The organism is Sphingobacterium corticibacter (assembly GCF_003076635.1).
Lineage (GTDB): Bacteria > Bacteroidota > Bacteroidia > Sphingobacteriales > Sphingobacteriaceae > Sphingobacterium > Sphingobacterium corticibacter.
Genome location: NZ_QDKG01000003.1, coordinates 333815 through 359286 on the forward strand (window position 1 = coordinate 333815; position 25472 = coordinate 359286).

General features: G+C 41.8%; 23 protein-coding genes. 18 read left to right on the forward strand and 5 right to left on the reverse strand.

The features are described 5' to 3' along the window. Window positions 1–49: 49 nt before the first annotated feature. Entirely contained in the window at window positions 50–1012 is a 963-nt protein-coding gene (gene metA / locus DC487_RS10150) for a homoserine O-acetyltransferase MetA (protein ID WP_116775859.1), read from the forward strand. Here metA and DC487_RS10155 read toward each other — a convergent pair. Next, complete coding sequence (locus DC487_RS10155) at window positions 987–2012, reverse strand: DNA topoisomerase IB (protein ID WP_116775860.1); 1026 nt, start codon at window positions 2010–2012, stop codon at window positions 987–989. The two genes, metA and DC487_RS10155, sit on opposite strands and share 26 nt — an antisense overlap. 278 nt (window positions 2013–2290) lie before the next feature. On the opposite strand from DC487_RS10155, the gene DC487_RS10160 reads away from it, so the two are divergent. From DC487_RS10160 to DC487_RS10210, 12 genes are all read left to right on the forward strand, one after another. Further along, complete coding sequence (locus tag DC487_RS10160) at window positions 2291–2965, forward strand: MarR family winged helix-turn-helix transcriptional regulator (protein ID WP_116775861.1); 675 nt, start codon at window positions 2291–2293, stop codon at window positions 2963–2965. Further along, window positions 2962–4455, forward strand: a complete 1494-nt coding sequence (locus tag DC487_RS10165) for a phytoene desaturase family protein (protein ID WP_116775862.1) — start codon at window positions 2962–2964, stop codon at window positions 4453–4455. Before DC487_RS10160 ends, DC487_RS10165 begins: the two co-directional genes overlap by 4 nt. After that, window positions 4439–5275: a phytoene/squalene synthase family protein gene (locus tag DC487_RS10170; RefSeq protein WP_116775863.1), complete on the forward strand. Its 837-nt coding sequence runs from the start codon at window positions 4439–4441 to the stop codon at window positions 5273–5275. Before DC487_RS10165 ends, DC487_RS10170 begins: the two co-directional genes overlap by 17 nt. Window positions 5276–5302: 27 nt before the next feature. Continuing rightward, complete coding sequence (locus DC487_RS10175; protein WP_116775864.1) at window positions 5303–5776, forward strand: SRPBCC family protein; 474 nt, start codon at window positions 5303–5305, stop codon at window positions 5774–5776. Beyond that, window positions 5773–6240, forward strand: coding sequence for a sterol desaturase family protein (locus tag DC487_RS10180; protein WP_116775865.1), 468 nt, complete (start codon window positions 5773–5775; stop codon window positions 6238–6240). Before DC487_RS10175 ends, DC487_RS10180 begins: the two co-directional genes overlap by 4 nt. Beyond that, window positions 6230–6787 carry a lipocalin family protein gene (locus DC487_RS10185; protein WP_116775866.1) on the forward strand — a complete coding sequence of 186 codons (558 nt, stop codon included), beginning with the start codon at window positions 6230–6232 and terminating at the stop codon, window positions 6785–6787. Before DC487_RS10180 ends, DC487_RS10185 begins: the two co-directional genes overlap by 11 nt. Then, on the forward strand, window positions 6777–8081 hold the full coding sequence (locus DC487_RS10190) for a cryptochrome/photolyase family protein (protein ID WP_116775867.1): 1305 nt from the start codon (window positions 6777–6779) through the stop codon (window positions 8079–8081). The genes DC487_RS10185 and DC487_RS10190 overlap by 11 nt, the downstream gene beginning before the upstream one ends. Window positions 8082–8090: 9 nt before the next feature. Further along, window positions 8091–8633: an isopentenyl-diphosphate Delta-isomerase gene (idi, locus tag DC487_RS10195; protein ID WP_116775868.1), complete on the forward strand. Its 543-nt coding sequence runs from the start codon at window positions 8091–8093 to the stop codon at window positions 8631–8633. Between the two features lie 127 nt (window positions 8634–8760). Then, complete coding sequence (locus tag DC487_RS10200; protein WP_116775869.1) at window positions 8761–9108, forward strand: hypothetical protein; 348 nt, start codon at window positions 8761–8763, stop codon at window positions 9106–9108. A 205-nt stretch (window positions 9109–9313) separates the two neighbouring features. Further along, window positions 9314–9823, forward strand: coding sequence for a GNAT family N-acetyltransferase (locus tag DC487_RS10205; RefSeq protein WP_116775870.1), 510 nt, complete (start codon window positions 9314–9316; stop codon window positions 9821–9823). Window positions 9824–10339: 516 nt separating this feature from the next. Further along, window positions 10340–10504, forward strand: coding sequence for a hypothetical protein (locus DC487_RS17245; RefSeq protein WP_165799068.1), 165 nt, complete (start codon window positions 10340–10342; stop codon window positions 10502–10504). Between the two features lie 14 nt (window positions 10505–10518). Then, window positions 10519–12534: a hypothetical protein gene (locus DC487_RS10210; RefSeq protein ID WP_133228498.1), complete on the forward strand. Its 2016-nt coding sequence runs from the start codon at window positions 10519–10521 to the stop codon at window positions 12532–12534. A gap of 136 nt (window positions 12535–12670) precedes the next feature. On the opposite strand, the gene DC487_RS10215 is transcribed toward DC487_RS10210, so the two are convergent. Beyond that, window positions 12671–13225, reverse strand: coding sequence for an NADPH-dependent FMN reductase (locus DC487_RS10215; protein ID WP_116775872.1), 555 nt, complete (start codon window positions 13223–13225; stop codon window positions 12671–12673). Window positions 13226–13337: 112 nt separating this feature from the next. On the opposite strand from DC487_RS10215, the gene DC487_RS10220 reads away from it, so the two are divergent. Further along, window positions 13338–13712, forward strand: a complete 375-nt coding sequence (locus DC487_RS10220; RefSeq protein WP_165799069.1) for a YkvA family protein — start codon at window positions 13338–13340, stop codon at window positions 13710–13712. A gap of 105 nt (window positions 13713–13817) precedes the next feature. On the opposite strand, the gene purL is transcribed toward DC487_RS10220, so the two are convergent. Beyond that, window positions 13818–17495, reverse strand: coding sequence for a phosphoribosylformylglycinamidine synthase (gene purL, locus DC487_RS10225; RefSeq protein ID WP_116775874.1), 3678 nt, complete (start codon window positions 17493–17495; stop codon window positions 13818–13820). Window positions 17496–17608: 113 nt separating this feature from the next. After that, window positions 17609–18148 (reverse strand): lipocalin family protein, encoded by a 540-nt coding sequence (locus tag DC487_RS10230; RefSeq protein WP_116775875.1) that lies wholly within the window; start codon window positions 18146–18148, stop codon window positions 17609–17611. 47 nt (window positions 18149–18195) lie between these two features. On the opposite strand from DC487_RS10230, the gene DC487_RS10235 reads away from it, so the two are divergent. The 4 genes from DC487_RS10235 (at window position 18196) to uxaC (ending at window position 23386) form a co-directional block, all read left to right on the forward strand. Further along, complete coding sequence (locus DC487_RS10235) at window positions 18196–18696, forward strand: DUF4268 domain-containing protein (protein WP_239016359.1); 501 nt, start codon at window positions 18196–18198, stop codon at window positions 18694–18696. Window positions 18697–18725: 29 nt separating this feature from the next. Beyond that, entirely contained in the window at window positions 18726–19517 is a 792-nt protein-coding gene (locus DC487_RS10240) for a S1/P1 nuclease (RefSeq protein ID WP_116775876.1), read from the forward strand. Window positions 19518–19569: 52 nt separating this feature from the next. Beyond that, window positions 19570–21573 carry a M13 family metallopeptidase gene (locus DC487_RS10245; RefSeq protein WP_116775877.1) on the forward strand — a complete coding sequence of 668 codons (2004 nt, stop codon included), beginning with the start codon at window positions 19570–19572 and terminating at the stop codon, window positions 21571–21573. A gap of 412 nt (window positions 21574–21985) precedes the next feature. Next, a complete protein-coding gene (uxaC, locus tag DC487_RS10250) occupies window positions 21986–23386 on the forward strand; it encodes a glucuronate isomerase (protein WP_116775878.1) in 1401 nt (466 codons plus the stop codon). Window positions 23387–23670: 284 nt separating this feature from the next. On the opposite strand, the gene DC487_RS10255 is transcribed toward uxaC, so the two are convergent. Further along, window positions 23671–25344 carry an RluA family pseudouridine synthase gene (locus DC487_RS10255; RefSeq protein WP_116775879.1) on the reverse strand — a complete coding sequence of 558 codons (1674 nt, stop codon included), beginning with the start codon at window positions 25342–25344 and terminating at the stop codon, window positions 23671–23673. Window positions 25345–25472 lie beyond the last annotated feature (128 nt).

A 25472-nucleotide genomic window follows, 5' to 3' on the forward strand; every position in this document is an offset into this window, starting at 1 on the left:
TATTCTTGCTATTTTTGCTTTTTAAGTACATCTAGGGAACAATCGGGTTATGCCAGTAAAGATACCAAACAATCTACCAGCTATTGAGCTTCTCAAAGAAGAGAACATCTTTGTGATGAGTGATTTACGCGCTAGCACGCAGGACATTAGGCCTTTGCGCGTCTTGATCTTAAACCTGATGCCCTTGAAAATTACCACCGAGACCGACTTTGTACGCTTGCTATCTAATAATCCATTGCAGGTTGAAGTAGAATTTCTACGCCTAGATACGCACACGCCTAAAAACACTTCTGAGGAGCATTTAGAGCTGTTTTATAAAGGCTTTAGCCAAGTAACCGAGAATTTCTATGATGGAATGATCATCACGGGGGCGCCGGTAGAAATGTTGCCGTTTGAAGAGGTGAGTTATTGGAATGAGATGAAAGCAATCTTTGACTGGGCCAAAACGCATGTAACCTCGACTTTGTATATCTGTTGGGCAGCGCAAGCCGCTTTGCACCATTTCTATGGTGTAGAAAAAGTTCCATTAGATCACAAACTTTTTGGTGTATTCAAACACAGCACAACGGAAAATCGCAGTCCGTTGTTTAGGGGTTTCGATGACGAATTTTATATCCCCCATAGTCGGCATACCACGATTGCTAAAGAGGAACTCTTAGCACAAAACGAGATTTCCATTTTAGCAGAATCCGATGAAGCAGGCGTTGCGGTGGTCTGCTCACGTGGCGGTCGAGAGTTTTACCTAACGGGGCATTCCGAATACTCTCCGTGGACGCTGCACGAGGAATACTTACGTGACGTGGAGCGCGGTAGCGAGATTCAATTACCGATAAACTATTACAGAAACGACGACGCAAATAATCCGCCATTAGTCCGGTGGAGCGGACACGCTAATTTGTTATTCAATAATTGGCTCAACTACTTCGTCTATCAAGAAACGCCTTACGATCTCCGCGATGTGCCACATTTAGGCTCGTTAAATGAGCCTAACGCAGCAACCGCTGACAAATAGCTTCCGCTTGCGGAATGGTGAGTCGGCGCGCGCCAACTTTAAGCTTTGCTTTCTTATAAAATGTACCATCCAAGAACATTTCTTGAATCAGAGGATGTACGTAATATTTCTTGGCTACAGCGCGTGTATTGCCTAATTCTCCTGCAATCTGATCAATAATGGCATTCAACAGCTTTTGGCTGTTTTTCAATTCGTATTCAGACTGTATGGCTGCCATCAATTTGACTGCTAATATGGTCGCACCCCAGATTCGAAAACTTTTCACGGAAAGCTTATGCTCCGAATTCTGCCCCTTTAGATAGGTATTCACGTCGCGACCACGCAATTTTCTAATTCCTTTCGGTGCGGCAGGATCCAGATACTGAAACAAGTTCTTACCCGGGATCTCCGACAATGAGGCTACAAAATTGTATAACTTCTTGTCATTCACCACATGTAATTGAGGTACACCTTTCTTCCCGACGTAGCTAATGGTGACGCCTTCTTTGGATAAGGTTACATGCGATTTTTTTAAGGTAGTAAGGCCGTACGATTTATTGGCCTTGGTATATCGCGCATTTCCCACACGCATCAGCGTACGCTTGATTACGACCAATGCCAATGCAGCCACTTTGTCTTTGGTCCACTCAGGCAACTTCAAATCCTTATTAATTCTTCGTTGTAACTTCGGCAAATAAGGTCCTAATTCCAACACTTTTTGGAATTTGCTATCATTCTGATCTTGGGTCCATTCTTTATGATAGATGTATTGCTTCCTATCTCGGACATCGTATCCGAAACATTGAATATGGCCTTTGGGATCAGGACATATCCATACGCGCTTCCAAGCAGGAGGGATTACCAACGCTTGAATGCGCTTCAAGGTTCGTTCGTTGGTAATGTATGCACCACGCAGATTTTGGTAACGATACGATTTACCCACTTTTACTCGCTTGTAACCTTTGCAGGTACAGTCTATGTATTTATATGCGCTCTTAGTCGCTTCGTCGCTATTTTTCATAGGTATTGTTGTGCTAGTCGGATCTATCACATCCGCGTGATAAGCAACAGACAAGTTGGGATATTTGTTTCCTGTGTGAAGAAGATAGTATCTAAAAACTTCGCTTAGCGTAATTGTGACATAAACAACCAGAGGAAGTCGAAATTAAAGTTTATTATTGTACTATATTAATCAAACAAATCGGCTGATAAATGGTTTTTAAGACATCAGTCTAAGGAAAACAGTTTAATAGTATACTTTGGTCATGCAATTTCGACGCATCCATAAACAGAGCAAATATGAATTATAACTTAATACAAGATGTAATCCAATTGGTATCGGAGTTCGAGCGCGCACGCATATCAGATGAAAGATATACAAGTGATCTGCACGGCTTCAAAAGCTGGGTGGCAGATGAGCAGAATACAAAACAGCAGCAAATGCCAACGTGGACAGGCATCGAAAGTGGGCGATCGCCGGAGAGTGTGATTAGCACTTTACTAGTTCATTTGAGTCGATATGCTAAGAATTACTCACGCTCCGTGCTTTTTAATGCCGAGTTTTCGACTCAAGAAGACTATATTTATCTGATCAATCTAAAGGCTTTTGGCGAGATGACCAAAATGGCTTTAATAAAGAAAAATATCCAAGATAAACCGGTCGGTATGCAAATCATTAATCGATTGGTAAAAAACGGTTGGGTGTCACAGCAAGATTCTGCAACAGATCGACGTAGCAAAATGATCTCGATTACAGATGCTGGCTTACACATTTTAGAAGAGCAAATGCAAAAAATCCGACAGGCTACGCAAATTGTGTCGGCAGATCTATTGTACGAAGAGAAGTTGGAATTGATTCGCTTATTGCAAAAACTAGAAGCTTTTCATCATCCTATATATGTGCGCAATGCACCAGCAGAAAAGCTGTTAGATCAAGCTTATCAACAATTAAAATCTACCACGATTATAAAATGAAAAAAAGGATTGCCATTATAGGATCCGGTTTCTCTGGATTATCTGCTGCCGCTTATGCCGCTGCCGAAGGTCATACGGTGCATGTGTTTGAGAAAAATGCTGGTCCTGGAGGTCGTGCACGCCAGTTCCAAACGGAGAACGGATATACTTTCGATATGGGACCAAGCTGGTATTGGATGCCTGATATCATCAACAATTTCTTTCAAGACTTTGGAAAACAAGCCACCGATTATTTGGAGTTAATCTCTTTGGATCCGCAGTTCGAAATGGTTTTCTCCAGAGATAATGTGGCCATACCACGCGATTATGCGCAGATGAAAGCCTTATTTGAGCAGATCGAACCGGGCGCGGGACTGCGGCTCGACGAATTCATGGAAGCCGCCAAATACAAATACGAAGTAGGTATGCGGGATTTTGTAAACAAGCCTTGCTACAGCTGGTTTGAATTCATGTCGCCTAAGATTGCCGGCAGTGCGCTACGACTAGATTTGCTGTCGGGTTTTAGGAAGTACGTAAAAAAATACTTTACGAATCCGAAATTGGTTTCCTTGATGGAATTTCCGGTCATTTTTCTTGGCGCTTCTCCACGTAATATTCCAGCCATGTATAGCTTGATGAACTATGGCGGTTACGCCCTAGGCACTTGGTATCCAAAAGGTGGTTTTTACGAATTGGTGAAAGCAATGAAATCCGTTGCGGAGGAGCAGGGTGCAGTATTTCATTTCAATCAACCGGTAGAAGCCATAAACTGTGCAGATGGTTCGGTGCAGACTTTATTAATAAAGGGCGAAGAGCATGCCTTTGATGTGATAATCGCGTCTTCAGATTATCACCATACCGAAACCTTATTAGCACCATCACTCCGCAATTATGACGAAAAATACTGGGCTGGCCGTACTTTTGCGCCTTCTTGTTTGATTTATTATCTAGGATTTAATGAGCGTATCCCCAATCTAAAACATCATACTTTATTTTTTGAGAATGATCTGGATGCACACATAGACTCTATCTACGTGGATAAATCGTGGCCAGAAAAACCATTATTCTATGCGTGCTGCCCATCGCAAACAGATGATAGGGTTGCACCAGAAGGCCATGAAAATATATTTCTACTGATGCCTCTGGCTATGGGAGTTACGGATGATGAGCCGACTCGGGAACGTTACCTCTTGGAAATGATCGCGCGATTGGAAAAACACACAGGAACAATCAATTTGCTGGAAAAGATCGATTTCAAAAAAAGCTATTGCGTTTCTGATTTTATGCAAGATTACAATGCTTATGGCGGTAATGCATATGGATTAGCCAATACCTTGTCGCAAACAGCGGTGTGGAAGCCATCCATCAAAAACAAAAAACTGAAAAACTTATTTTATACAGGACAGCTGACTGTGCCAGGTCCCGGTGTACCACCATCTATCATTTCTGGTAAGATTGTCGCTTCTGAAGTCAATAAACTTAATACACACACCTATGAAAAAGCTGTTTGATGAATTAAGCTTCCAAGTAAGCAAAGCCACCACCGAAAAATATAGCACCAGCTTTTCCTTGGGAATTCTGGCTTTAGATAATTGCATTCGGCCGGCTGTATATGCTATTTATGGATATGTGAGATTAGCAGACGAGATTGTGGACAGTTTCCATACATACGATAAGCAAAAATTGCTGGAGCGGTTTAAAGAACAAACGCATCAAGCGCTGGATGAGAAGATCTCGTTGAATCCTATCCTACAGTCTTTTCAAGAGACGGTACATCGTTATGACATTGATCGGGCACTGATCGAACAGTTCTTGCATAGCATGGAAATGGATTTAAACCCGACAGAATATAACACCGAAAAGTACAAGGAGTATATCTTGGGGTCGGCCGAAGTGGTAGGATTGATGTGCCTGCAAGTATTTGTCGATGGCGATAAGTCTGCCTACGAAACTTTGAAACCATACGCGATGAAACTCGGATCTGCCTTTCAGAAAGTCAATTTCTTACGTGACTTGAAAGACGATTATCAAGTATTAGGACGTACTTACTTTCCTGATGTAAATATGGCCGTGTTCGATAATGCGATCAAATCTACTATTGAAGACGACATTCATACGGAGTTTCGTGAAGCTTTGGTGGGCATCAAAAAGTTACCCGTTTCGGCGCGCTTCGGAGTTTATCTGGCGTACAAATATTATCTTTCTTTGTTCAAAAAGATCAAACGATTGCCTGCGCAGCGTATCATGAGTGAGCGCGTCCGGATACCCAATGGCCAAAAGATGTCGTTGATGATGCAAAGTTATGTAGCGTATAAAATGGCTATTATGTAGTCCATTTACTATGAAAAATCTAATTACATGATCTATAGTATATACCGAGAACAACATGTGAAAGGAGATATTGAATCAATTTGGGCATTCTTTTCTTCACCACATAATCTGGCCGAGATAACACCTAAGGATATGGCTTTCGTAGTCAAAAGTGAGGTGGAAGATCGGTCCATTTACAAAGATCAAATTATTGATTATACGGTAAGTCCGATATTGGGTATTCCGCTTAAATGGCGTACGCGTATAACGGACGTAGTGCCTTTGCAGCGCTTCATCGATTTTCAGGAAAGCGGACCATACAAATTGTGGGAACATACCCATACCTTTACTCCGGAAGGCGATAGCGTTTTGATCACCGATCATGTACGCTACGAACTGCCATTTGGCCCTTTGGGTACACTGGCGCATCAGCTTTTTGTAAAAAAGAAATTGAAAAACATATTCGATTATAGACATCAAGTCTTAGACAAAAAATTTAATCATAATACTGTGCAACTATGAATTTTTTAATCCTGTTGGCCACCTTTCTGATCATGGAAGGAATTACCTGGACGGTACATAAATATGTAATGCATGGATTCTTATGGCGATTGCATCGTGATCATCACGATCACAGCACCGAAGGCCATTTAGAGAAAAACGATTATTTCTTCGTGATCTTCGCGATTCCAGCCATTGCACTGATCTATATAGGCAGCACACAAGGCTTCAATTATTTGTTTTATATCGGGTTGGGTATTACCTTATACGGTTTTGCTTACTTCTTTGTACACGATATTTTTATTCACCAGCGGGTATCATTCCTTCGGAATACGACGAATCCTTATCTGATGGCCATTCGCCGTGCGCACAAACAACATCACAAACACACGGGTAAGGAGGAAGGCGAATGTTTTGGTTTCCTGTGGGTGCCTGTGAAATATTTTCAGATGTATTTTAAAAAAAATCAACAGCATGAACGTTAGATTACAGACTTACCTCATACTTATTTTCGCTATTTGCATCCTCGGTTGCAGTACGACGTATATACCAAAAACGGCTACTCCTGTCAGCTCATTTGAGGTGGATCGCTACTTGGGCACTTGGTACGAAATTGCTAGACTTGATCATAAATTTGAAAAAGGATTGTCGCACGTTACGGCGACCTATTCAACCAATGATGATGGCAGTATTAAAGTGCTCAATAAGGGATATAATAAAGAAGAGAAGGAGTGGAAATCGGCCGAAGGAAAAGCAAAGTTTCGCGGTGAACCGACCACTGCGGCGCTAAAAGTTTCCTTTTTTGGACCATTTTATGCGGGCTACAACGTGATTGCTTTAGACAAAGATTATCGGCATGCCTTGGTGGCTGGTAAAAACTTCGATTACTTGTGGATACTTTCTCGCGAAACCACGATTCCAGAAGAAGTTAAAGTAGATTATTTGCGCTTAGCGTTGGAAGTGGGCTATGATATTGAAGATCTACTGTGGGTAGACCAAGATCCAGCTACGAAAGGAGCAGATGAAGGATAAGGTCAATATTTTTTGGTTTAGAAGAGATCTTCGATTGGAAGATAATGTCGGTTTATCCAAAGCATTAGCACAGGATATCCCAGTAGTTCCGATCTTCGTATTCGATCAAGAGATTCTATCTAAATTACCGAATACCAAAGATATACGAGTAGATTACATTCACCAAGCACTGCAATCTCTACAAGATAAATTGGAAGAAGTAGGCAGCTCACTGCATGTCTATCATGGAAAGGTGGAAGATGTCTTTACGGAGCTAATCCAAAAGTTTGACGTACACGAAGTATTTTGCAATCGGGATTACGAACCTCAAGCGATCAATAGAGACAAACGCGTTCAAAAGATGTTGGCTAAAGAGGACGTAACCTTCTCCGATTTCAAAGATCAGGTCATTTTCGAAAAAGACGAGATTCTGAAGAATGACGGCACACCGTACACCGTATATACACCGTATGCCAAGAAATGGCGGGCAGCACTAGAACGCAAGCACTATACGACAGCGCCAAGCACTTTCGATGGTTTTTACCAGACAAAGAAAAAGTCTATTCCTTCCTTGAAAACATTAGGTTTTGAGAAGACTGTGCTGAACTACGAGATTCCATCACTCACTCCTGGAATGATTGGTGATTACGATCAGCATCGGGATTTTCCAGCAGAAGATCGTACTACGCGGTTGGGTGTAGCACTGCGATTTGGCACTATATCGGTACGCGAATGTGTGAAAACAGCGCTCAAGAACAATGATACATGGTTATCCGAGCTGATCTGGCGCGAATTCTTCATGCAGATCCTATTTCATTTTCCGCATGTGGTGGATACCAGCTTCAAGTCAGCTTACGACAATATTCGCTGGCGCAATAATGAAAAGGAGTTTGAAAAATGGTGCAAGGGAGAAACCGGTTATCCAATTGTAGATGCGGGCATGCGACAACTGAATGAAACAGGTTTTATGCATAATCGCGTTCGGATGGTCGTCGCCAGTTTCTTATGTAAGCATCTGCTGATTGATTGGCGCTGGGGCGAAGCCTATTTTGCCGAAAAATTGCTTGATTATGAGCTTTCTTCCAACAATGGCAATTGGCAGTGGGCAGCAGGATGTGGATGCGATGCAGCGCCGTATTTTCGGATTTTCAATCCCGATGCACAGACCAAGCGATTTGACAAAGATCTGAAGTATATCAAGCGTTGGAATCCACATTACGCTGATCGGATAGAAACAGCCATAGTAGACCACAAAGAAGCGCGCGAGCGCGCACTAAAGACATATAAAGAAGCGCTGAACGAAGCGAGATCCTAGTAGCGAGGTATGGAAAGAAATAAGGTAGTATTAGTAGATCAAAACGATCAGACAGTGGGAGAGATGGACAAATTGCTGGCACACGAGCGCGGCGAGCTTCATCGCGCATTTTCCATCTTTATATTCAATAGCCGCGGAGAAATGTTGATACATCAACGCGCTGCCGACAAATACCATGGCGGCGGTTTATGGACCAATGCCTGCTGCTCGCATCCGCAGTTGCACGAAGATCTCGAACAAGGTGCGCTTCAAAGACTGCAATTCGAAATGGGATTAGTTTGTCCGATCAATGCGCTTTTTTCATTCATCTACCACGCCAAAGTAGAAAATGATTTGATAGAGCACGAGTTTGACCATGTTTTTGTGGGTTACAGTGATGATACACCATTGCCTAATCCTGCCGAAGTACAAGACTTTCGGTGGATCAGTGTGAGCAAATTACAAGAGGAAATTCGGACGTCACCTGAAAAATTTACCTACTGGTTTAAATCAGCGCTGGATCAGGTACTCAGCACATTGGAACAAACTAATTCGTTCGCTACGAATCGATAGGCTTTTTTTAAGACAATTATTTCTTCGTATCAAGCAAACCGAATATTGGAATTTACTGTTATGAAATAGGGTGACATACTTTTCTTAGTGATCATGATGCCCATTTCAAACAACAAGACAGATACTGATGAAAATTACGACAATATTACTAGTAGCTTCCAGCTTTCTATTGAGCACGGCTTGCGGCAGCAAACGCATGAATAATGATAGCGCACAAGAACAACCAGGTTTGGATGCATCGCGTAATTTGGTCATTTATTACGATAAAGACACGGGCAATGATCAGTTGCTAGAAGCGGTACAAACCTTCGGTGCAGAAGTGGTATACCTATATGATGCTTTGAATGGCGTAGCGATTAGCATTCCAGATGATAAGCCCATGGAAGATGCCATCAATTATTTCGAAAAAATTGCGGGAGTTACTTCCGTAGATAGAGACGGCATGATGTCTATCCAAAATCAAATGGAGAAATAGACCTCTTTTAGCCATCAAATTTTCCTGATTTAATTTTCACAAATGTTTGAATACAATTACATTTGTGAAAATTAAAATTTCGGGTGTCATACATCTACCTTTCTCTGCTGAACCGATCCCTTATCCAAGCTTTACAGCGTTCGGAATGCATACCTATGGTGAGTAATAATCTATGCTCCGAATCCACAGCTAATCTGCCTACCTGATGAATACGCTTCGCTATAGAGATAGTACAATAGAAGATCTACCAACTATTGTTGCCATTTACAACTCAACCATTGCTTCGCGATTAGTCACTGCCGACGTAGACCCTGTCTCGGTAGAAAGCAAATTACCCTGGTTTCACGATCATTCAACAGATAAGAGGCCACTGTGGATCATTGAAAAAGAAAGCGACGGAACAATAGTGGGATGGGCGAGTTTCCAATCTTTTTATGGTAGACCCGCCTATGATGGCACGGTAGAGATTAGCATCTATCTACATGAAGCGCAACGCGGACAAAAGTTTGGCAATGCTATACTACAATACTGTATTGATCGAGCTCCCGATTTCGGCATCGATGTCTTATTGGCTTATATCTTCGCGCACAATACACCAAGTATTGGCTTATTCGAAAAATTTCACTTTTCCGAATGGGCAAATCTTCCGGATATCGCCGTGCTGGATGGACAGCGGCGTAGCCTCAAGATTTTAGGATTAAGAATATTAAACTAGATTACTTGGAATGGTTTAATTGTCCGCATTATCTTTTAATAAGATCACTTCGAGAAATTAACATAAACACCTCATGTATTTAGCTACAAGTAGTAGCCACATACCATTGATTTTCTCTTGTCTAAACAAACTCACAGCATCGGTTTCCACCCAGACTACATGATGATGCTTGTACAATTGAATTTGTCTGAAAAGGAACTTTATTATTAAGCCACAAGAAATAATAAAAACACATTAAAATTAAAATTTTTTAATCAATAAAATAACCAAACTTCAACTCTTCTATTTTACAACAATAAAATTATACAAAATAAAAATTCGTATTAATTAAATATTGTCGTTTAAATTATTTTATTTTGTAGATGAAATGCTACAAAATCAATATCATTTGCGTTTCAGCATGATTCATCAATCAACAGTATGGCCACATAAATAACATGTGTTAAAAAGTTATCATTTAAAGATTACAATATTAAAACATAGAACATCATATTTTACAACTTAAACGACAAAAAAATGAACAACAATCCAAAACGACAAAACTATGAATCTCCTGCAATCGAAATTTCATACGTATCCTTGGAGACCGCCATCGCTGCTGGATCGATAATAAGAGAGAATCCAAATCCACAACTTACAGATTTGCAAGACGTAGAAACGGTGGATATTTGGAATTTTTAGTGGAAAAAGCAAAAATGATGAAAATTGAACGCAGTATTTTTGCAACAGTCATCCTAATCATATTAATTTTATTTGGATGTTCTGACAAATTGGTGGAAACTCCTGGGGAGCTACTTCAGTTGAAAATTGGTGTGGAGGGTATCACGGCATCCGTTGAAAACATCAGCACGATTACCTCACAGCGTAGCGCAAATACTTGGGAAAACAATTCATCTACCTTTTCTGGTGATGAATCCGGATTTATTACAAGCTTAACCACTATCCAAGACGGATTGATTGGCGCTTCCAACGAGGATTCTTCGGATAGCTATAAAATCCAAAATCCAATAAAAAAAACTATCAATCGTGCCGTCATCGATATGCAAGAAGGTTATACATATCGGGTTTTAATCTACAATAGAAATACGGGTGAATTTTGGCGAACGATACAGGCTAGATCGGGCACTCCTGCGACCGTAGAGGGACAAAGAGGCGTAACCTATACATGGTATGCGTATTCATACAACAATATGGACGAAATACCAGCACCTGCAAATGTGTTGAATCCCCTAATTGAAACTCCGATCGATAAAAGTTTGATGTATGCGACAGGTGAGATAACCATACCCACAACAGGGCAGGCAGAAGCCAATATCATTGGAATTTTATTTGAGCACAAGGTTGCACAATTGCGTATCAAAATTGATGCGACATCGTTAGCCACGTACGCAACGATCAATAACTTAAATGCCACATTTGATAATTCTTCGTACATTAAAAAAGGCCAATTCAATATTAGAGAGAATCGCATTAGTCAAATCGAGGTAGTTCCGACTGAAACTATATTTAATACCCGCTCCACGACAAATATATGGGACAGAAGTTTCTTTACAGTAGATGCCCAAGTTCTGAGCACGTACAAAATCTTCATAAATGATTTACCAGTAACATTTACTGGCGTACCTGAAGCTTTAGCCAATCGCAATCTCGCAACCTACTTCGGGGCGGTTAATCGGCCGGCATTTACTTCGAGTTTCAGAAATCCTGTGATCGGGCAACGACTAACCTCCAACATCTTCCTTAACTATCAACCATCTTCTTTGAGAGTACTTCATATATCAAGTGGATCAAGTGACGGTTTTGCGTTGGAACAAGGCCCATCTTGGCAATTTATAAATTCGAAGGAGAATTTTGGAGATTTACCTCAAAGTGTGGTGAAAATAGGTTCTTGGACCGCCGGAGGAGGCGCTTGGGAAGGAGGTACCGCGACAGCTAATTCGGCACAAAACAGAATGACTTTTAGCACAAGCAGTGCATTTGATAACCAAATTCGTACCCGATTAGCAGCGGGTGCTCCCAACCGACCAGACATTGTAATCATTGGTTTTAACGTAAGTTCTATCTCAACCATTTTTGGTACTGCATTGAATGATTTTATCAACGATAGAGGCATTGTTGTCATGATGCTCCAAAGCGTCTCCAACAATGATCAAACTAGCGCAAATTTCTTTAATAATCTGTTCGGTGTCAATAATATTGGATTTTTCAATAATACTGGCGCCTCAGGAGCGATGTATCCCATTGATGGAAACAATCCTACAGATGTAATTCTGAATGGACCATTTGGAGATGTGCGTAATCAATTTTGGGGCGACGATCGTGGTCCATCAACATTAGGTATCGTTAATGCACCTGCTAATCAAATCACCATCTATTCTCGAGAGCAAGCCATCAACAGAGCAGCAGCAGGAACAAGTGGCGCAACCATGTTTATACATAATACGAAAAGTTTGTTTTTTGTAGGTGACGGTGGATTTGTTGCATATAGTGCTGGTGGCGCTAACAACATGACAGCCTATCCATTCTTGTACGATGCCAATACCACTCGTCCACTTCCAAAGCCTTTCGGAAACTCCAGCAATGGGTACGTCGCCGGTAGCAGGAATGCCTATAATAGTATTATCATGGCTAATGTAATGGCTTGGGCTGTGCGAAAAGCAGAGCTGGAGGGAGTGAGACCTTGGAAATACGCTGCTCCACCAACTCCTTAAACAGATCATCTATATTGCATATGTAGATCGAACCATATTACAAAACAATTATAAATAATAAAAAACCAGCGAATAAAATATATAATTCGCTGGTTTATTGTGTTCTGACAAGCATCTTCGCCAAAACAGTAAAATTTTAAATAATCTTATTCGCAAAATCCAAGTAAGCAGCTAACACCTTTTGAAGGAACTGACCGCTATCTTCTTTCAGTAATGAGCCTTCTTCATTAAAACACTCTTGTACGTTAGCGATGTATACTTCGGGCTGTGCTAGAGTCGGCATATTTAAATACGCTAAGGATTGTCGGAGGTGATGATTAGCGCCGAATCCGCTTTGATTACTAATGGAAGAAGAAATTACCAAAGCTGGTTTTCCATCCCAAACACTGCTGCCGTACGGCCGAGATCCCACATCAATAGCATTCTTCAAAACCCCAGGCACCGAACGATTATATTCCGGTGTAATAAAAATAATCCCGTCAAAGGATTTAATTTTCTGCCGGAAAGGTGCGTATTCTGCTGGTTCACCACTTTCGTCATAATCTTGATTGTAAAGAGACAAATTGCCAATCTCTACCGTTTCCATTGAAATACCCTCTGGCGCATGATCTTTTAAATACTGACCAATCGCTTTGCTATAAGAACCTTTGCGTAGTGATCCAATTACCACTCCAATATTTTTAACTGCCATAATATTATTAACGTTGATGTATAGTAAGCAACACATGGTGTCCTATTTTGGTTTTTGCTTGGGCATAGTTATTGTCTTCTATGTAGTGATTTTTGAACAAGAAAGGACGATAATGATTAAACCAAGGTATTTTGTAAAGGCTTTGGCACTATATAAAGTGTTTAGAACCTATCAATTAAACAGAAAGGATTTGGATAAAGCAGACAGCTTGTCAGCTCATCTAAAAGCGCATGGGGAGGATTTTAAGTTGATGGTTAGCATGGCAAAAGATACGTTGACCGGCAAGCACAAGATGAACAAGTGGAATATGTCTATTATTGTTGGTACAATAGTCTATGTAGTATCTCCTCTGGATGCTGTGCCCGATATTATTCCTGTCCTGGGTTGGCTGGATGACGTAGCCATTGTGAGTTACGCATTGAGCAAATTGCAAAAGGAAATGGAGCGATACAAAAAAGAGCAGCAATTACAGCCTGCAAAAATTTAGGGACATAAACGACAAAAAGAAAGCCTCTTACAAACCTTTTACGGTTTACAAGAGGCTTTCTTATATCCATATGATCTTGGAAAGATCGTTTCGTTTGCTACTGTGTTATGCCGATGGATGCGACGCTATCCATTTGCGTGCATTCACAAATGCTTCTAACCACGGGGAAACCTCATCTTGTCGACCCGCAGGGTAGTTTGCCCAATTCCACTGGAAAATAGAACGTTCGATATGCGGCATCGTTACCAAATGGCGACCCGTTTCGTCGCACAACATCGCTGTATTGTAATCGGATCCGTTCGGATTATGTGGATACGCTTCGTAGCCATATTTACCGACGATCTGATATTGGTTTTCGGCCTCCGGCAAGTGAAATTTACCTTCGCCATGTGAAATCCAAACACCTAGTGTACTACCGGCAAGCGTAGAAAGCATGACCGATTTATTTTCTTCGATACGGACAGATACGAAATTTGACTCGTGTTTACCCGATGTGTTGTGATGCATTTTACCATGCTCGGCATGTGAAGGGTTGATTAATTCCAACTCCATAAACAACTGACAGCCATTACATATACCAACTGATAAAGTATCCGGTCTGGCAAAAAAGTTATCCAACGCTTTTTTGGCTTTTTCATTATATAAAAAGGCACCAGCCCAACCTTTGGCTGATCCTAATACATCTGAATTAGAGAAGCCTCCAACAGCGCCGATGAACTGAATATCTTCTAACGTTTCACGACCGCTGATTAAGTCCGTCATGTGTACGTCCTTCACATCGAAACCAGCTAAGTACATTGCATGCGCCATCTCGCGCTCCGAGTTAGATCCTTTCTCACGGATGATAGCTGCTTTTGGTCTTGGTGCAGTTTTATCAATCTGTGGCAACTTGCCGTCAAAATTTGAAGGTAATACGAAGTTTAATGGTTGCTGCTTGTAGTTTTCATAACGCAACTCCGCCATACCATTTTTAGATTGTTTCTGATCCAACAGGAAAGAGGTTTTGAACCAAGTATCACGCAAGGTAGCTACGCTAAAATCAAATCTATCGCTGTTGTTAGCAAAGCTGATCTGATCACCCACTTGCGGCGTTCCGATCTTCACCAACTCAATTCCTGCTGCAGCAAATGCCGATTCGAAAGCGGTATCGTTAGTAGCCTGTAGCACCACAGCGATATTCTCATTAAACAATGCTTTGACGCTGTCATGTTCACCCAAGGACGTCAAATCATATTGTGCACCTACATTGATAGAAGAGAACGACAACTCTAATAAGGTAGTGACTAAACCGCCAGAACCGATATCGTGCCCTGCAGCGACCAAACCTGATCCGATCGCATCTTGAATAGTATTAAATGCTTGCTTGAAGAAAGCGGCATCCTTAATGTCCGGAACTTCCTGGCCGACTTTGTTTAAAATCTGCGCAAAAGAAGAACCGCCTAATTTAAATTGATCTTGAGATAGTGATATATAGTAAATCGATCCAGCATCGGCTTTCAATACCGGTTCTATTACTTTAGATATATCGTTACAATTACCTGCTGCTGAGATAATAACCGTTCCCGGTGCAATAACCGATTCACCGTTCGGATACTTCTGCTTCATAGAAAGCGAATCCTTTCCAGTCGGAATATTGATACCTAATGCTATCGCAAATTCAGAACAAGCTTCTACCGCTTGATACAGACGTGCATCTTCACCCTCGTTATTACAAGCCCACATCCAGTTGGCAGAAAGAGAAAGACCTTTGATACCATCTTTTATCGGCGCGAATACGATATTGGACAATGCTTCGGCAATAGCCGTACGGCTCGCTGCAGCTGGATTTACGATGGCGGCTACGGGAGAATGACCGACCGTGGTGGCAATTCCCTCTTTTCCTTTGAAATCCAAAGCCATCACGCCAACATTGTTTAGAGGCAATTGCAACTCACCAACACACTGTTGTTTTGCAACACGCCCGCCTACACAACGATCGACTTTATTCGTTAACCAATCTTTGGCTGCGACCGCTTCCAATTGCAGTACTTGATCCAGGTAAGTAGGAATCTGATCAGCGCTATATGCTAAATCAGCATAATCACGCGCTACCGTCTGATCACGCATAATCGTCTTCGGCGAAGAGCCAAAGAAATCTTCCAACGCGTAATCCATCGGCTTAGCACCTGTAGTTTGCGAAGCGAAGGTAAAACGATGATCTCCAGTCACGTCACCCACGGTGTACATAGGTGCACGCTCACGATCAGCAATGGTTTTTAAACCTGCGATATCTTCTTCACCAATCACCAAGCCCATACGTTCTTGGGATTCATTGCCAATAATTTCTTTGGCCGAAAGGGTAGGATCGCCTACAGGCAATTTATCCAAATCAATTAATCCACCTGTATCTTCTACCAATTCTGACAAGCAGTTTAAGTGACCACCAGCACCATGATCATGAATAGATACAATAGGATTGTGATCTGATTCTACCATCGCGCGTACTGCATTTGCAGCACGTTTTTGCATTTCTGGATTAGAACGCTGAATGGCATTCAATTCAATTCCTGAACCGAACGCGCCCGTATCTGCGGAGGAAACTGCAGCTCCACCCATACCAATACGGTAGTTTTCACCACCGAGAATGACAATTTTATCGCCGGTTTTTGGCGTATGTTTCTTTGCTTGATCTAATTTTCCGTAACCTACACCACCAGCTTGCATAATTACCTTGTCATAACCCAAAGTGCGACCAGCCTCTTCATGTTCGAAAGTAAGCACAGAACCAGTGATCAATGGTTGACCAAATTTATTCCCGAAATCAGAAGCACCATTCGATGCTTTAATTAAGATCTCCACCGGACTTTGGTACAGCCAAGGACGCTCAGGAACCGCTTGTTCCCACGGCCGATCTGCTAATAAACGCGAATAAGCAGTCATGTAAATCGCCGTTCCGGCCAATGGAATCGATCCTTGGCCACCGGCCAAACGATCCCGAATTTCGCCACCAGAACCGGTAGCAGCTCCAGCAAATGGCTCTACTGTGGTCGGGAAGTTGTGTGTTTCGGCTTTCACCGAAAGCACCGAATCGAATACTTTCTCTTCGTAAAAATCAGGTTTATCAGCAGATTTAGGAGCGAATTGCACCAACTGTGGTCCTGCTACGAAGGCCACATTATCTTTATATGCAGAAACAATACTGTTAGGATTCGTTTCCGATGTTTTCTTGATTAACTTAAATAGGGAAGTAGGTTTCTCTTCTTCATCAATGATGAACGTACCATTAAAGATCTTGTGACGGCAATGCTCTGAATTAGCTTGCGAGAAGGCGAACACTTCCGCATCCGTCAATTTGCGATCAAGCTTTTCTGAAAGGCTATTTAAATAAGCCACTTCTTCGGCATTCAATGCCAAACCTTCGGAATCATTGTACGCTGCGATGTCATCAATGTCCAAAATAGGCTCTGGCGCGATGTCGATCGTATACAAGTCTTGCTTCAAGACCGGATATCGCTGCGAGATCATCGGATCGAAGTCCGCAAAATCTGGGGCAACTGGTGTAAACTCTTCGATACGGATAATGCCTTCGATGCCCATATTCTGGGTGATCTCTACGGCATTGGTACTCCAAGGCGTCAACATGGCCGCACGCGGGCCGACGTAGGTTTGTGCTATTTCTGTTTCTTCTAGAATAGAAGCGTTGCCAAAAAGCCAGTTGAGTTTACTAATAGTTTCAGCGGAAAATGCCGTTTGGGCTTGCACCGCATACACGATACCCTGTTGGTTACGAAAGAAATGGATCATTAGAAATACTGCGTAAGAAATTCTTCAAAATCAAACACAAAATTAGCTAATTTTAGTGTAAAACGTACACACAAATACCGTTGTTAGTAATTTATGTGGTTATCCACAGTTAATTAATCTATATCCTGATCGGCCCAGACGAGTTGATCGGTTGCGTACCCAGCACGTACAGCGTGTTGTACATATTTTTGTCTGATATGTTCTGGCACTTTTTTGTCGCGCGAAAGTATCCACATGTAGTCTGTATTTTCGCCAAAGACTAAGGCATATTTATAATCTTGGTCAATATGCATGATATTATAGCCTGAGTAGAATGGCCCGAAAAAAGAGACCTTTAAAGCGCCAATATGATCTTTACCTAAAAACTTCGCCTTTCCCTTGCTCTCTTTCCATTTCTTCTTGACGGTATCAAACCCACGATTCAGCACGGAAATCGCTCCATCTGGACGCAGCTCGTACGTAGCAGTCACTTCCTGCAGGTTTTTCTCCCAAAAAAAATCCAATCTTGCCACCTCGTGCCACGTGCCCATATATTTCGTTTTATCAAAATCATCGACGACAGGTACATTTGAACGTACCGGTTTCAAAATCTGGTATGCTGCCGTTCCTATGGCTATAGCAGAAAGTGCTAATAGCGATTGTTTCTTATCCATCCTGTAACATTTTGTATTAAAAACAGTCTAAGATTCCAAAAGTTTCTGTGGAATTGATAATTTTACATACTACAAAAAGCAAAAAAGTATTGTACGGGAAAGACGAGGTAAAGAAAACAAAGGAAGCATTTTGGACAGCTTACGGGCAATACATGCGTGTTATTCCTTTTGAAGATGCGGAGAAGCAGAGCTGGATCAATTATAAAACAGGCGTTAAACATTTATTTTTCCGAATGGAAGCTGACCATCAATCTGCTCGGATCGCGATCGAATTAGATCATCCTGACTCCGGTATACGCGCGTTAATGTATGCCCAATTAGAACAGTATCGCAACGTTTTGCACGCAGAATTAGCCGAAGATTGGAATTGGCTACCCGATACCCAAAACGAATACGGAAAAGAATTCGCTGTGGTACAAACAAGTATACGTGCCAATATTATGGAAAAAGCCGATTGGCCTACATTGATCTCCTTTTTCAAACCGAGAATGATCGCCTTAGACAGCTTTTGGTCATCCGCTAAGTATGCTTTTGAAATATTCAAATAAACAACACACCACTATAACAACATCAACACATGAACAACTTTTTTAAATCCGTAATTATTTTGCTATTTGTTAGCAGCAGTAACGCGGTTTTTGGCTGGGGAATGACCGGACATCGTGTCATCTCGGAGATTGCGGAAGCACATCTGAGCAAGAAGGCAAAGAAAAACATTTACCAATTGATTGGCAATCAGAAGCTGGCCTATTGGTCCAACTGGGCAGATTTTATCAAATCGGATCCCGATCCGGAACTGCAGAAAACAGGTTCTTGGCACTTTGTGAATACCACTGGCAACCTTTCTTATGCAGATTTCGTCACAGAACTTAAGGCTTCGCCAGAAGATAACTTGTACAAAGCGTACGAAGCACTACGTACCGATGCAAAAAACCGCAAAGGAGATTTAGCTAGCAGACAACAACAATTGTACTTTATCATACATCTATTAGCAGATGCACACCAGCCGATGCATGTGAGTCGCAAAGAAGATCTTGGTGGCAATAAAATCGATATTACATTTTTCGGCAGAAAAGGCAATATTCACCGCGTATGGGATAGCGATTTGGTAGACAATGAGAAATACAGCTATACGGAATATGCACGAGTGCTAGACTTCGATAAAAACAATTACGCGAAATATACTCAATCGAGTATGGAGGACTGGCTATACGAATCGCACCAAATAGCCAACCAGATCTATGACGATGTAGCCAAGGACACAAATCTCAGCTACCAATATATATACCGCTATAAATATACGATGGAAGCTTGCTTGTTAAAAGCAGGATTACGCTTAGCGAAAGAATTAAATGATATCTACGGTTAAAAATAAATCGTAGATTAGTACTAAAACACAAACAACTAAACAAGAAGCATACATGAAGAAAACGATGATCTTCGCAGGGATGATGCTTGCTGCCGGAATGGCCAGCGCGCAAGACAGCCCAGCAATTAATCAAGCTCACATGGACAAGACTGTACGTCCGCAAGACGACTTTTACCAGTTTGTAAACGGTAACTGGATGAAAACCGTAGAAATTCCTTCAGACAAAGCACGTTGGGGAAGCTTTGATGAACTTCGGGAAAATACCGATGTTAACACATTGAAACTGCTTCAAGATGCCTTGGCAAAAGATTTTGCCAAAGGTACTGACGGACAAAAGATTGCAGATTTATATCGTTCATATGTCGATATAGATGCGCGTAATAAGCATGGTATTGAGCCAGTTAAAAAACAACTGGCAGACATCCAAGCGGTCAAAAACCTGAAAGGTCTGTATGACTATTTCGTGAAATATGGCGCTGTTGGTGGCAATCCTTTCTTTGGCGGATATGTGGGTACACACATGAAAAACTCGGCGATCAATACCGTATATCTTGGTGGTGGTGGCTTGGGTTTAGGTCGTACGTACTATCAGAAAGAAGATGCGAAAAATACCGAGACATTAGCGGACTACCAACAGTTCATCAATAGCTTATTTCCAGCTTTCGGACAAAAAACACGCGATCTGAAAGGGCCAGGCATTGTAGCATTCGAAAAATCTATCGCGGCTAAGCTTAAAACTGTGGAAGAGCAGCGTGATGCGAACAAACGCTATAATCCAGTTGCAGTTAAGGATTTGGGTGGCCTAGTGAAAAATATGGATGTCGCTGCTTACTTGAAAACGATGGGTTTCAAAGCGGACACGGTCATCATTGGCGAATTGAAATATTACCAAGAATTGGATGAAATCCTCAATGAACAAAACCTTCCAATCATCAAAGAATACCTAAGCTTCCATGTAATGGATGGTGCTACAGGTTACTTGACAAAAGATCTAGAAGATTTGTCTTTTGACTTTTATGGCAAGAAATTGCGTGGACAAAAAGAGCAACGCGCTTTGGACAAAAGAGGTTTGGAGTTTGTAAATGGCAATGTGGGCGAATTATTAGGTAAGTTGTATGTAGCCGCTTATTTCCCAGAAGAAGCGAAGCAAACCTGTGAAGAACTGGTAGGATACCTACGCAAATCATTTGATTCACATATCCGCGGTTTAGCATGGATGTCTCCTGCTACACAGGAGAAGGCATTGGAGAAATTGAACAAATTCACTGTGAAAATTGGATATCCTGACAAGTGGAAGGATTATTCTAAGCTAACGGTAGGCACTTCTTTGTTTGAAAACATCAACAATATTAAAAAATGGCGTTTTGAGGAAAACCTAGCGAAGCAAGGTAAGCCAGTAGACAAATCGGAGTGGGGCATGTCGCCACAAACGGTAAATGCATATTACAGTCCGTTGAACAACGAAATCGTATTTCCTGCGGCAATTCTACAACCACCATTTTACGATTACAAAGCAGATGCAGCCGTTAACTTTGGCGGTATCGGCGCCGTAATCGGTCACGAATTATCACATGGTTTTGATGATTCTGGTTCGCAGTATGATGGTGATGGTAATTTGAACAACTGGTGGACAGATCAAGATCGCGAGAAGTTCGAAAAAGCGGCTGATGCCTTGGTAGCACAATTTGAGACTTACGAGCCCGTACCGGGCGTATTTGTAAACGGTCGTTTTACCTTAGGGGAAAACATTGGTGACTTAGGTGGTTCTTCTGTGGCATTCGATGCATTGCAAATGTATCTGAAAGACAAAGGAAATCCAGGATTGATCGATGGGTACACACAAAACCAACGTTTCTTCCTATCGTGGGCTACCATCTGGCGTACGAAGACAACAGATGAATTTGTAGTAAACCAAGTGAAGACAGATCCGCACTCGCCGGCACAATACCGTGCATTTGCTCCGATCATCAATTTAGATGCTTTTCATGAGGCATTTGATACCAAACCGGGCGACAAAATGTATGTCCCTAAAGAAGATCGTATCGTAATTTGGTAATAATAGCTTTTCAATAATTCATTTTATGAAAGTGAATTATTGAAACGTTTGAAGAAGTCCTTGCTGATTTGGATCAGCAAGGACTTTTTTTATGCTTGTAGTTTTGCGATAACGTTTGCGTAAATATTCTCCCTGATTTAGTCTGTCGACGTAGCACAATCACTTATCTTGCAGCTAGTAAAAGGAAAAACAACGTATAATAAAACTCATTTGAACATCGGCGCAATAGATCGTGATCTCGTCGAACAAATGTTACCATTAAAACATTAGTAACCAATATTTCTAAAATTACGATACCCTACCTACTACCTATGGGATGGTAACAAGAGCAAGATGGTGCGTTGTCGTATGGCCATTCGACACGCACCATTCCTGCAGAATAGGTGAAAATGAATTCAGGATAAGTAAACCGATGAAGAAATTTTTAGACAATAACTTTCTACTACGTACCCAGACTGCGCAAGACCTGTACCATCAAGTTGCCAAGCATTACCCCATTATTGATTATCATAATCATTTGATGCCGCAACAAGTAGCGGAAAATAGTAGTTTCGAAAATATCACGCAAGTGTGGTTGAATGGCGATCATTATAAATGGCGTGCTATGCGCACCAATGGTGTGGCGGAGAAATATATTACTGGAGATGCTACAGACAAAGAAAAGTTCTTGAAATGGGCCGAAACCGTGCCATATACCTTACGAAACCCGCTCTACCACTGGACACATCTAGAATTGCAGCGTTATTTCGGCATTAATGATTTGTTATCTCCTAAAACAGCTAAGAAGATTTACGAAGAAACGGCTTCAAAATTACAAACGTCAGCTTTTTCAGTGCATGGGTTGCTGGAACGTATGAATGTCGAAGTAATCTGTACCACGGACGACCCAACAGATTCGTTGGAGTATCACCAACAATTTGCTCAGCAACAGGCACGTTTTAAGATGCTTCCCGCATTTCGACCGGATAAAGCCATGCAAGTAGACAAGATAGGTGCATTCAATCAATACGTAAGTCTTTTAGAGTCCGTTACGAATACCTCTATAGATAATATCACCGATTACCTCGACGCCCTGAAGCAGCGTCACGATTTCTTTGCAGCGAATGGTTGCAAAGTGTCAGATCATGGTCTGGAGCACATCTATGCCGAGGATTATACCGATCAAGAAATCGCAGACATATTTGATAAGATCCGTCAGAATCAAGACATCAGCTTATTGGAGAATCATCAATTCAAATCAGCTATGCTGGTTTATTTTGCGCAGTGGGATCACGAAAAGGGTTGGGTACAACAATATCATCTGGGAGCGCTGCGCAACAATAATTCGCGAATGCACCGCCTGATTGGGCCAGATACGGGTTGGGATTCTATGGGTGATTTTAGTCAAGCTCGTGCATTATCCAAATTTCTAAATCGCTTAGATAAAAATGATCAGCTTACAAAAACGATCATTTACAATTTAAATCCGGCCGACAATGAGTTGATCGCTACGATGGTAGGAAATTTCAATGATGGCTCGATTGCTGGTAAGGTGCAATTTGGCTCCGCTTGGTGGTTTTTAGATCAAAAAGATGGCATGACCAAACAGATCAACACCTTGTCCAACATGGGTTTGTTAAGTAGGTTGGTAGGGATGTTGACCGATTCGCGCAGCTTCTTATCATTTCCTCGGCACGAGTATTTCCGACGGTTGCTCTGCGATATTTTGGGCGAAGATGTGGAACAAGGTGAGTTGCCAAACGATGTAGAGTGGATTGGAAAAATTGTTTCCGACATCTGTTACCATAATGCAAAGAATTATTTTAATTTTTAACGGCGTTCACGCCTATTTAAAGTGGTATTTTAATATTATTTTCATACAATTGTTAATGAATTGTTATTAATATTCTTATTTGATTGTAAAAATCATATATTTGATAAGCCAAGAATGATGAATCGGCATCCCATTTTATTATTGATACAAGTTATACGTCCCTGAGGGAGATGTACACATATCTTAGTTTTTGTTGTAAGCGTTTTCGCTTAGTTTGTGTTGGGTAGCAGCCTTCGGGCTGCTATTTTTTTGTTATAACACCTAAAAAAATAAAAAATAGCCCTTTAAAAGGGATCAGCGATTTCAAAAACTAACTGTTCATTAGAATCCGGATGTCGGAACTCAATATATCCAGCATGCAAATGCAAGCGATTCGCTTTCTTACCATACAAATCGTCGCCTACGATTGGTGTGTGCAAACCTAAGCTGTGCGCTGCGTGTACACGCAGTTGATGCGTACGACCTGTGAGTGGAAAGAAATGAATTCTTGTCCGACCGGCAGAGACTTCAACTACCTGATATTTCGTTTGTGCATGTTTCCCGTACGTATAACAAACCATCTGGCGCGGACGATCATCTAGATCAACGCGAAGTGGTAACGTGATCATCCCTTGTTCGGTTGGAATGCACCCATCTAACAATGCCGTGTAACGCTTGATTACCTGATGTTTTATAAACTGATCTTGAACGATACGATGCGCATCTTTGTGTTTGGCCAAAACGATGATTCCCGAAGTAGACATATCCAATCGGTGAATAATCACTGGTCCTGAAATATTTGGCCGCAAGGCCAAAATCCGACTGTACACCGAATCTTTGATTTGTATACCCGGAACAGAAAGCAATTCCGCAGGCTTATTCACAACGATGATATGCGCATCTTCGAATACAATATCTAATCCAGGTGGCGTTTCGGGCGTTTGCAACAAAGGATTCGGCTCTACACGCAGCCCCTGCATCATAAAGTTCAGAATCGGTTCGCATTTACCACGACACGAAGGGTAATATTGTTCGTGGCGGCGCACTTCCTGCGATGGCGATGTGCCCCACCAAAACTCCGCCATACAAATTGGCGTAAAATTGTGCTGATAGGCATATTGAAACAATTTGGGTGCAGCACATTCTCCGGCGCCAGCAGGAGGGACGCCGTTCGCTTCATTTCGAAATATATCAAAGACATTTCGTGTATTACCTTCGGCATTTAGAAACTGATATTGATCAAAAATCTTTTGCTGCAGTGCAGAAGAGCGCTGTTTACGCTCTTCTTTTAGCTTACGCATCGCTCGTTGCCAATGTTCTTCATTTTCCTGCGCTTCGACTAAGCGCTGTTGACAGGCGCGCTTCACCAGATCATATTCGTGCTGGTCGCGGTAACTTTGCTTTACTAAATCCGCTAGAATCTCGGCAGTTTCCAGTTGACTTGCATCCAACGTAGCACGAATACGCTTTCTTTCGCTTTTCAACTGTTTTTGCTTCGCACGAGCAGTTTGCAAAAGTTGCTCATTCTGCAACTGCACGGCGCTTAACTGCTCTTTCGCCTCTTTCCAACTATCCAGTTGCTCCAGCGCATCGATTTCGCGGTTGATTTCATTAATGCGCTGCTCTTCTTTCAAAAAGAAGCCTTCTGCTTCCAACATATCGTATATCGGCGGCACGAAATAAGCATGCTGATTGCTATTGGCTAATTTGCCTGATACCGCTGCCAAATAACCCAGCTGTCCATCCGGATCTTTCACCACCATCACACCAAACATCTTTCCAATAGCTAAGCCAGCATCCTGCTCCGTCAGCCCAAAATTGTGCACGAAATCTTGTTGATATGCCAGATAAGATTTCACTTCGTTTGCGGCACGTACGCTTAACGGATGTGGATTGTAGCTAAATGGGAAAGTGAATAAAGCAGGTAGCGACTCGGATGTTGCTGGCAAAGGATGGAAATATGGTGGCTTTTCTGACATATGATTGCTGCAAAATTACGGAATTGTGTGCTATGTAAAAAGGCTGTGTGAAACAGCCTTAATTGATCAGAACATTTGGTTTACGCGCCTATTTTTATATTTTTGCTGAAATAAGGTTAAACAACCAC

Coding starts and splice junctions, on each gene's coding strand:
- metA (WP_116775859.1), top strand. CDS start 50: ATGCCAGTAAAGATACCAAACAATCTACCAGCTATTGAGCTTCTCAAA.
- DC487_RS10155 (WP_116775860.1), bottom strand. CDS start 2,012: ATGAAAAATAGCGACGAAGCGACTAAGAGCGCATATAAATACATAGAC.
- DC487_RS10160 (WP_116775861.1), top strand. CDS start 2,291: ATGAATTATAACTTAATACAAGATGTAATCCAATTGGTATCGGAGTTC.
- DC487_RS10165 (WP_116775862.1), top strand. CDS start 2,962: ATGAAAAAAAGGATTGCCATTATAGGATCCGGTTTCTCTGGATTATCT.
- DC487_RS10170 (WP_116775863.1), top strand. CDS start 4,439: ATGAAAAAGCTGTTTGATGAATTAAGCTTCCAAGTAAGCAAAGCCACC.
- DC487_RS10175 (WP_116775864.1), top strand. CDS start 5,303: ATGATCTATAGTATATACCGAGAACAACATGTGAAAGGAGATATTGAA.
- DC487_RS10180 (WP_116775865.1), top strand. CDS start 5,773: ATGAATTTTTTAATCCTGTTGGCCACCTTTCTGATCATGGAAGGAATT.
- DC487_RS10185 (WP_116775866.1), top strand. CDS start 6,230: ATGAACGTTAGATTACAGACTTACCTCATACTTATTTTCGCTATTTGC.
- DC487_RS10190 (WP_116775867.1), top strand. CDS start 6,777: ATGAAGGATAAGGTCAATATTTTTTGGTTTAGAAGAGATCTTCGATTG.
- idi (WP_116775868.1), top strand. CDS start 8,091: ATGGAAAGAAATAAGGTAGTATTAGTAGATCAAAACGATCAGACAGTG.
- DC487_RS10200 (WP_116775869.1), top strand. CDS start 8,761: ATGAAAATTACGACAATATTACTAGTAGCTTCCAGCTTTCTATTGAGC.
- DC487_RS10205 (WP_116775870.1), top strand. CDS start 9,314: ATGAATACGCTTCGCTATAGAGATAGTACAATAGAAGATCTACCAACT.
- DC487_RS17245 (WP_165799068.1), top strand. CDS start 10,340: ATGAACAACAATCCAAAACGACAAAACTATGAATCTCCTGCAATCGAA.
- DC487_RS10210 (WP_133228498.1), top strand. CDS start 10,519: ATGATGAAAATTGAACGCAGTATTTTTGCAACAGTCATCCTAATCATA.
- DC487_RS10215 (WP_116775872.1), bottom strand. CDS start 13,225: ATGGCAGTTAAAAATATTGGAGTGGTAATTGGATCACTACGCAAAGGT.
- DC487_RS10220 (WP_165799069.1), top strand. CDS start 13,338: ATGATTAAACCAAGGTATTTTGTAAAGGCTTTGGCACTATATAAAGTG.
- purL (WP_116775874.1), bottom strand. CDS start 17,495: ATGATCCATTTCTTTCGTAACCAACAGGGTATCGTGTATGCGGTGCAA.
- DC487_RS10230 (WP_116775875.1), bottom strand. CDS start 18,148: ATGGATAAGAAACAATCGCTATTAGCACTTTCTGCTATAGCCATAGGA.
- DC487_RS10240 (WP_116775876.1), top strand. CDS start 18,726: ATGAACAACTTTTTTAAATCCGTAATTATTTTGCTATTTGTTAGCAGC.
- DC487_RS10245 (WP_116775877.1), top strand. CDS start 19,570: ATGAAGAAAACGATGATCTTCGCAGGGATGATGCTTGCTGCCGGAATG.
- uxaC (WP_116775878.1), top strand. CDS start 21,986: ATGAAGAAATTTTTAGACAATAACTTTCTACTACGTACCCAGACTGCG.
- DC487_RS10255 (WP_116775879.1), bottom strand. CDS start 25,344: ATGTCAGAAAAGCCACCATATTTCCATCCTTTGCCAGCAACATCCGAG.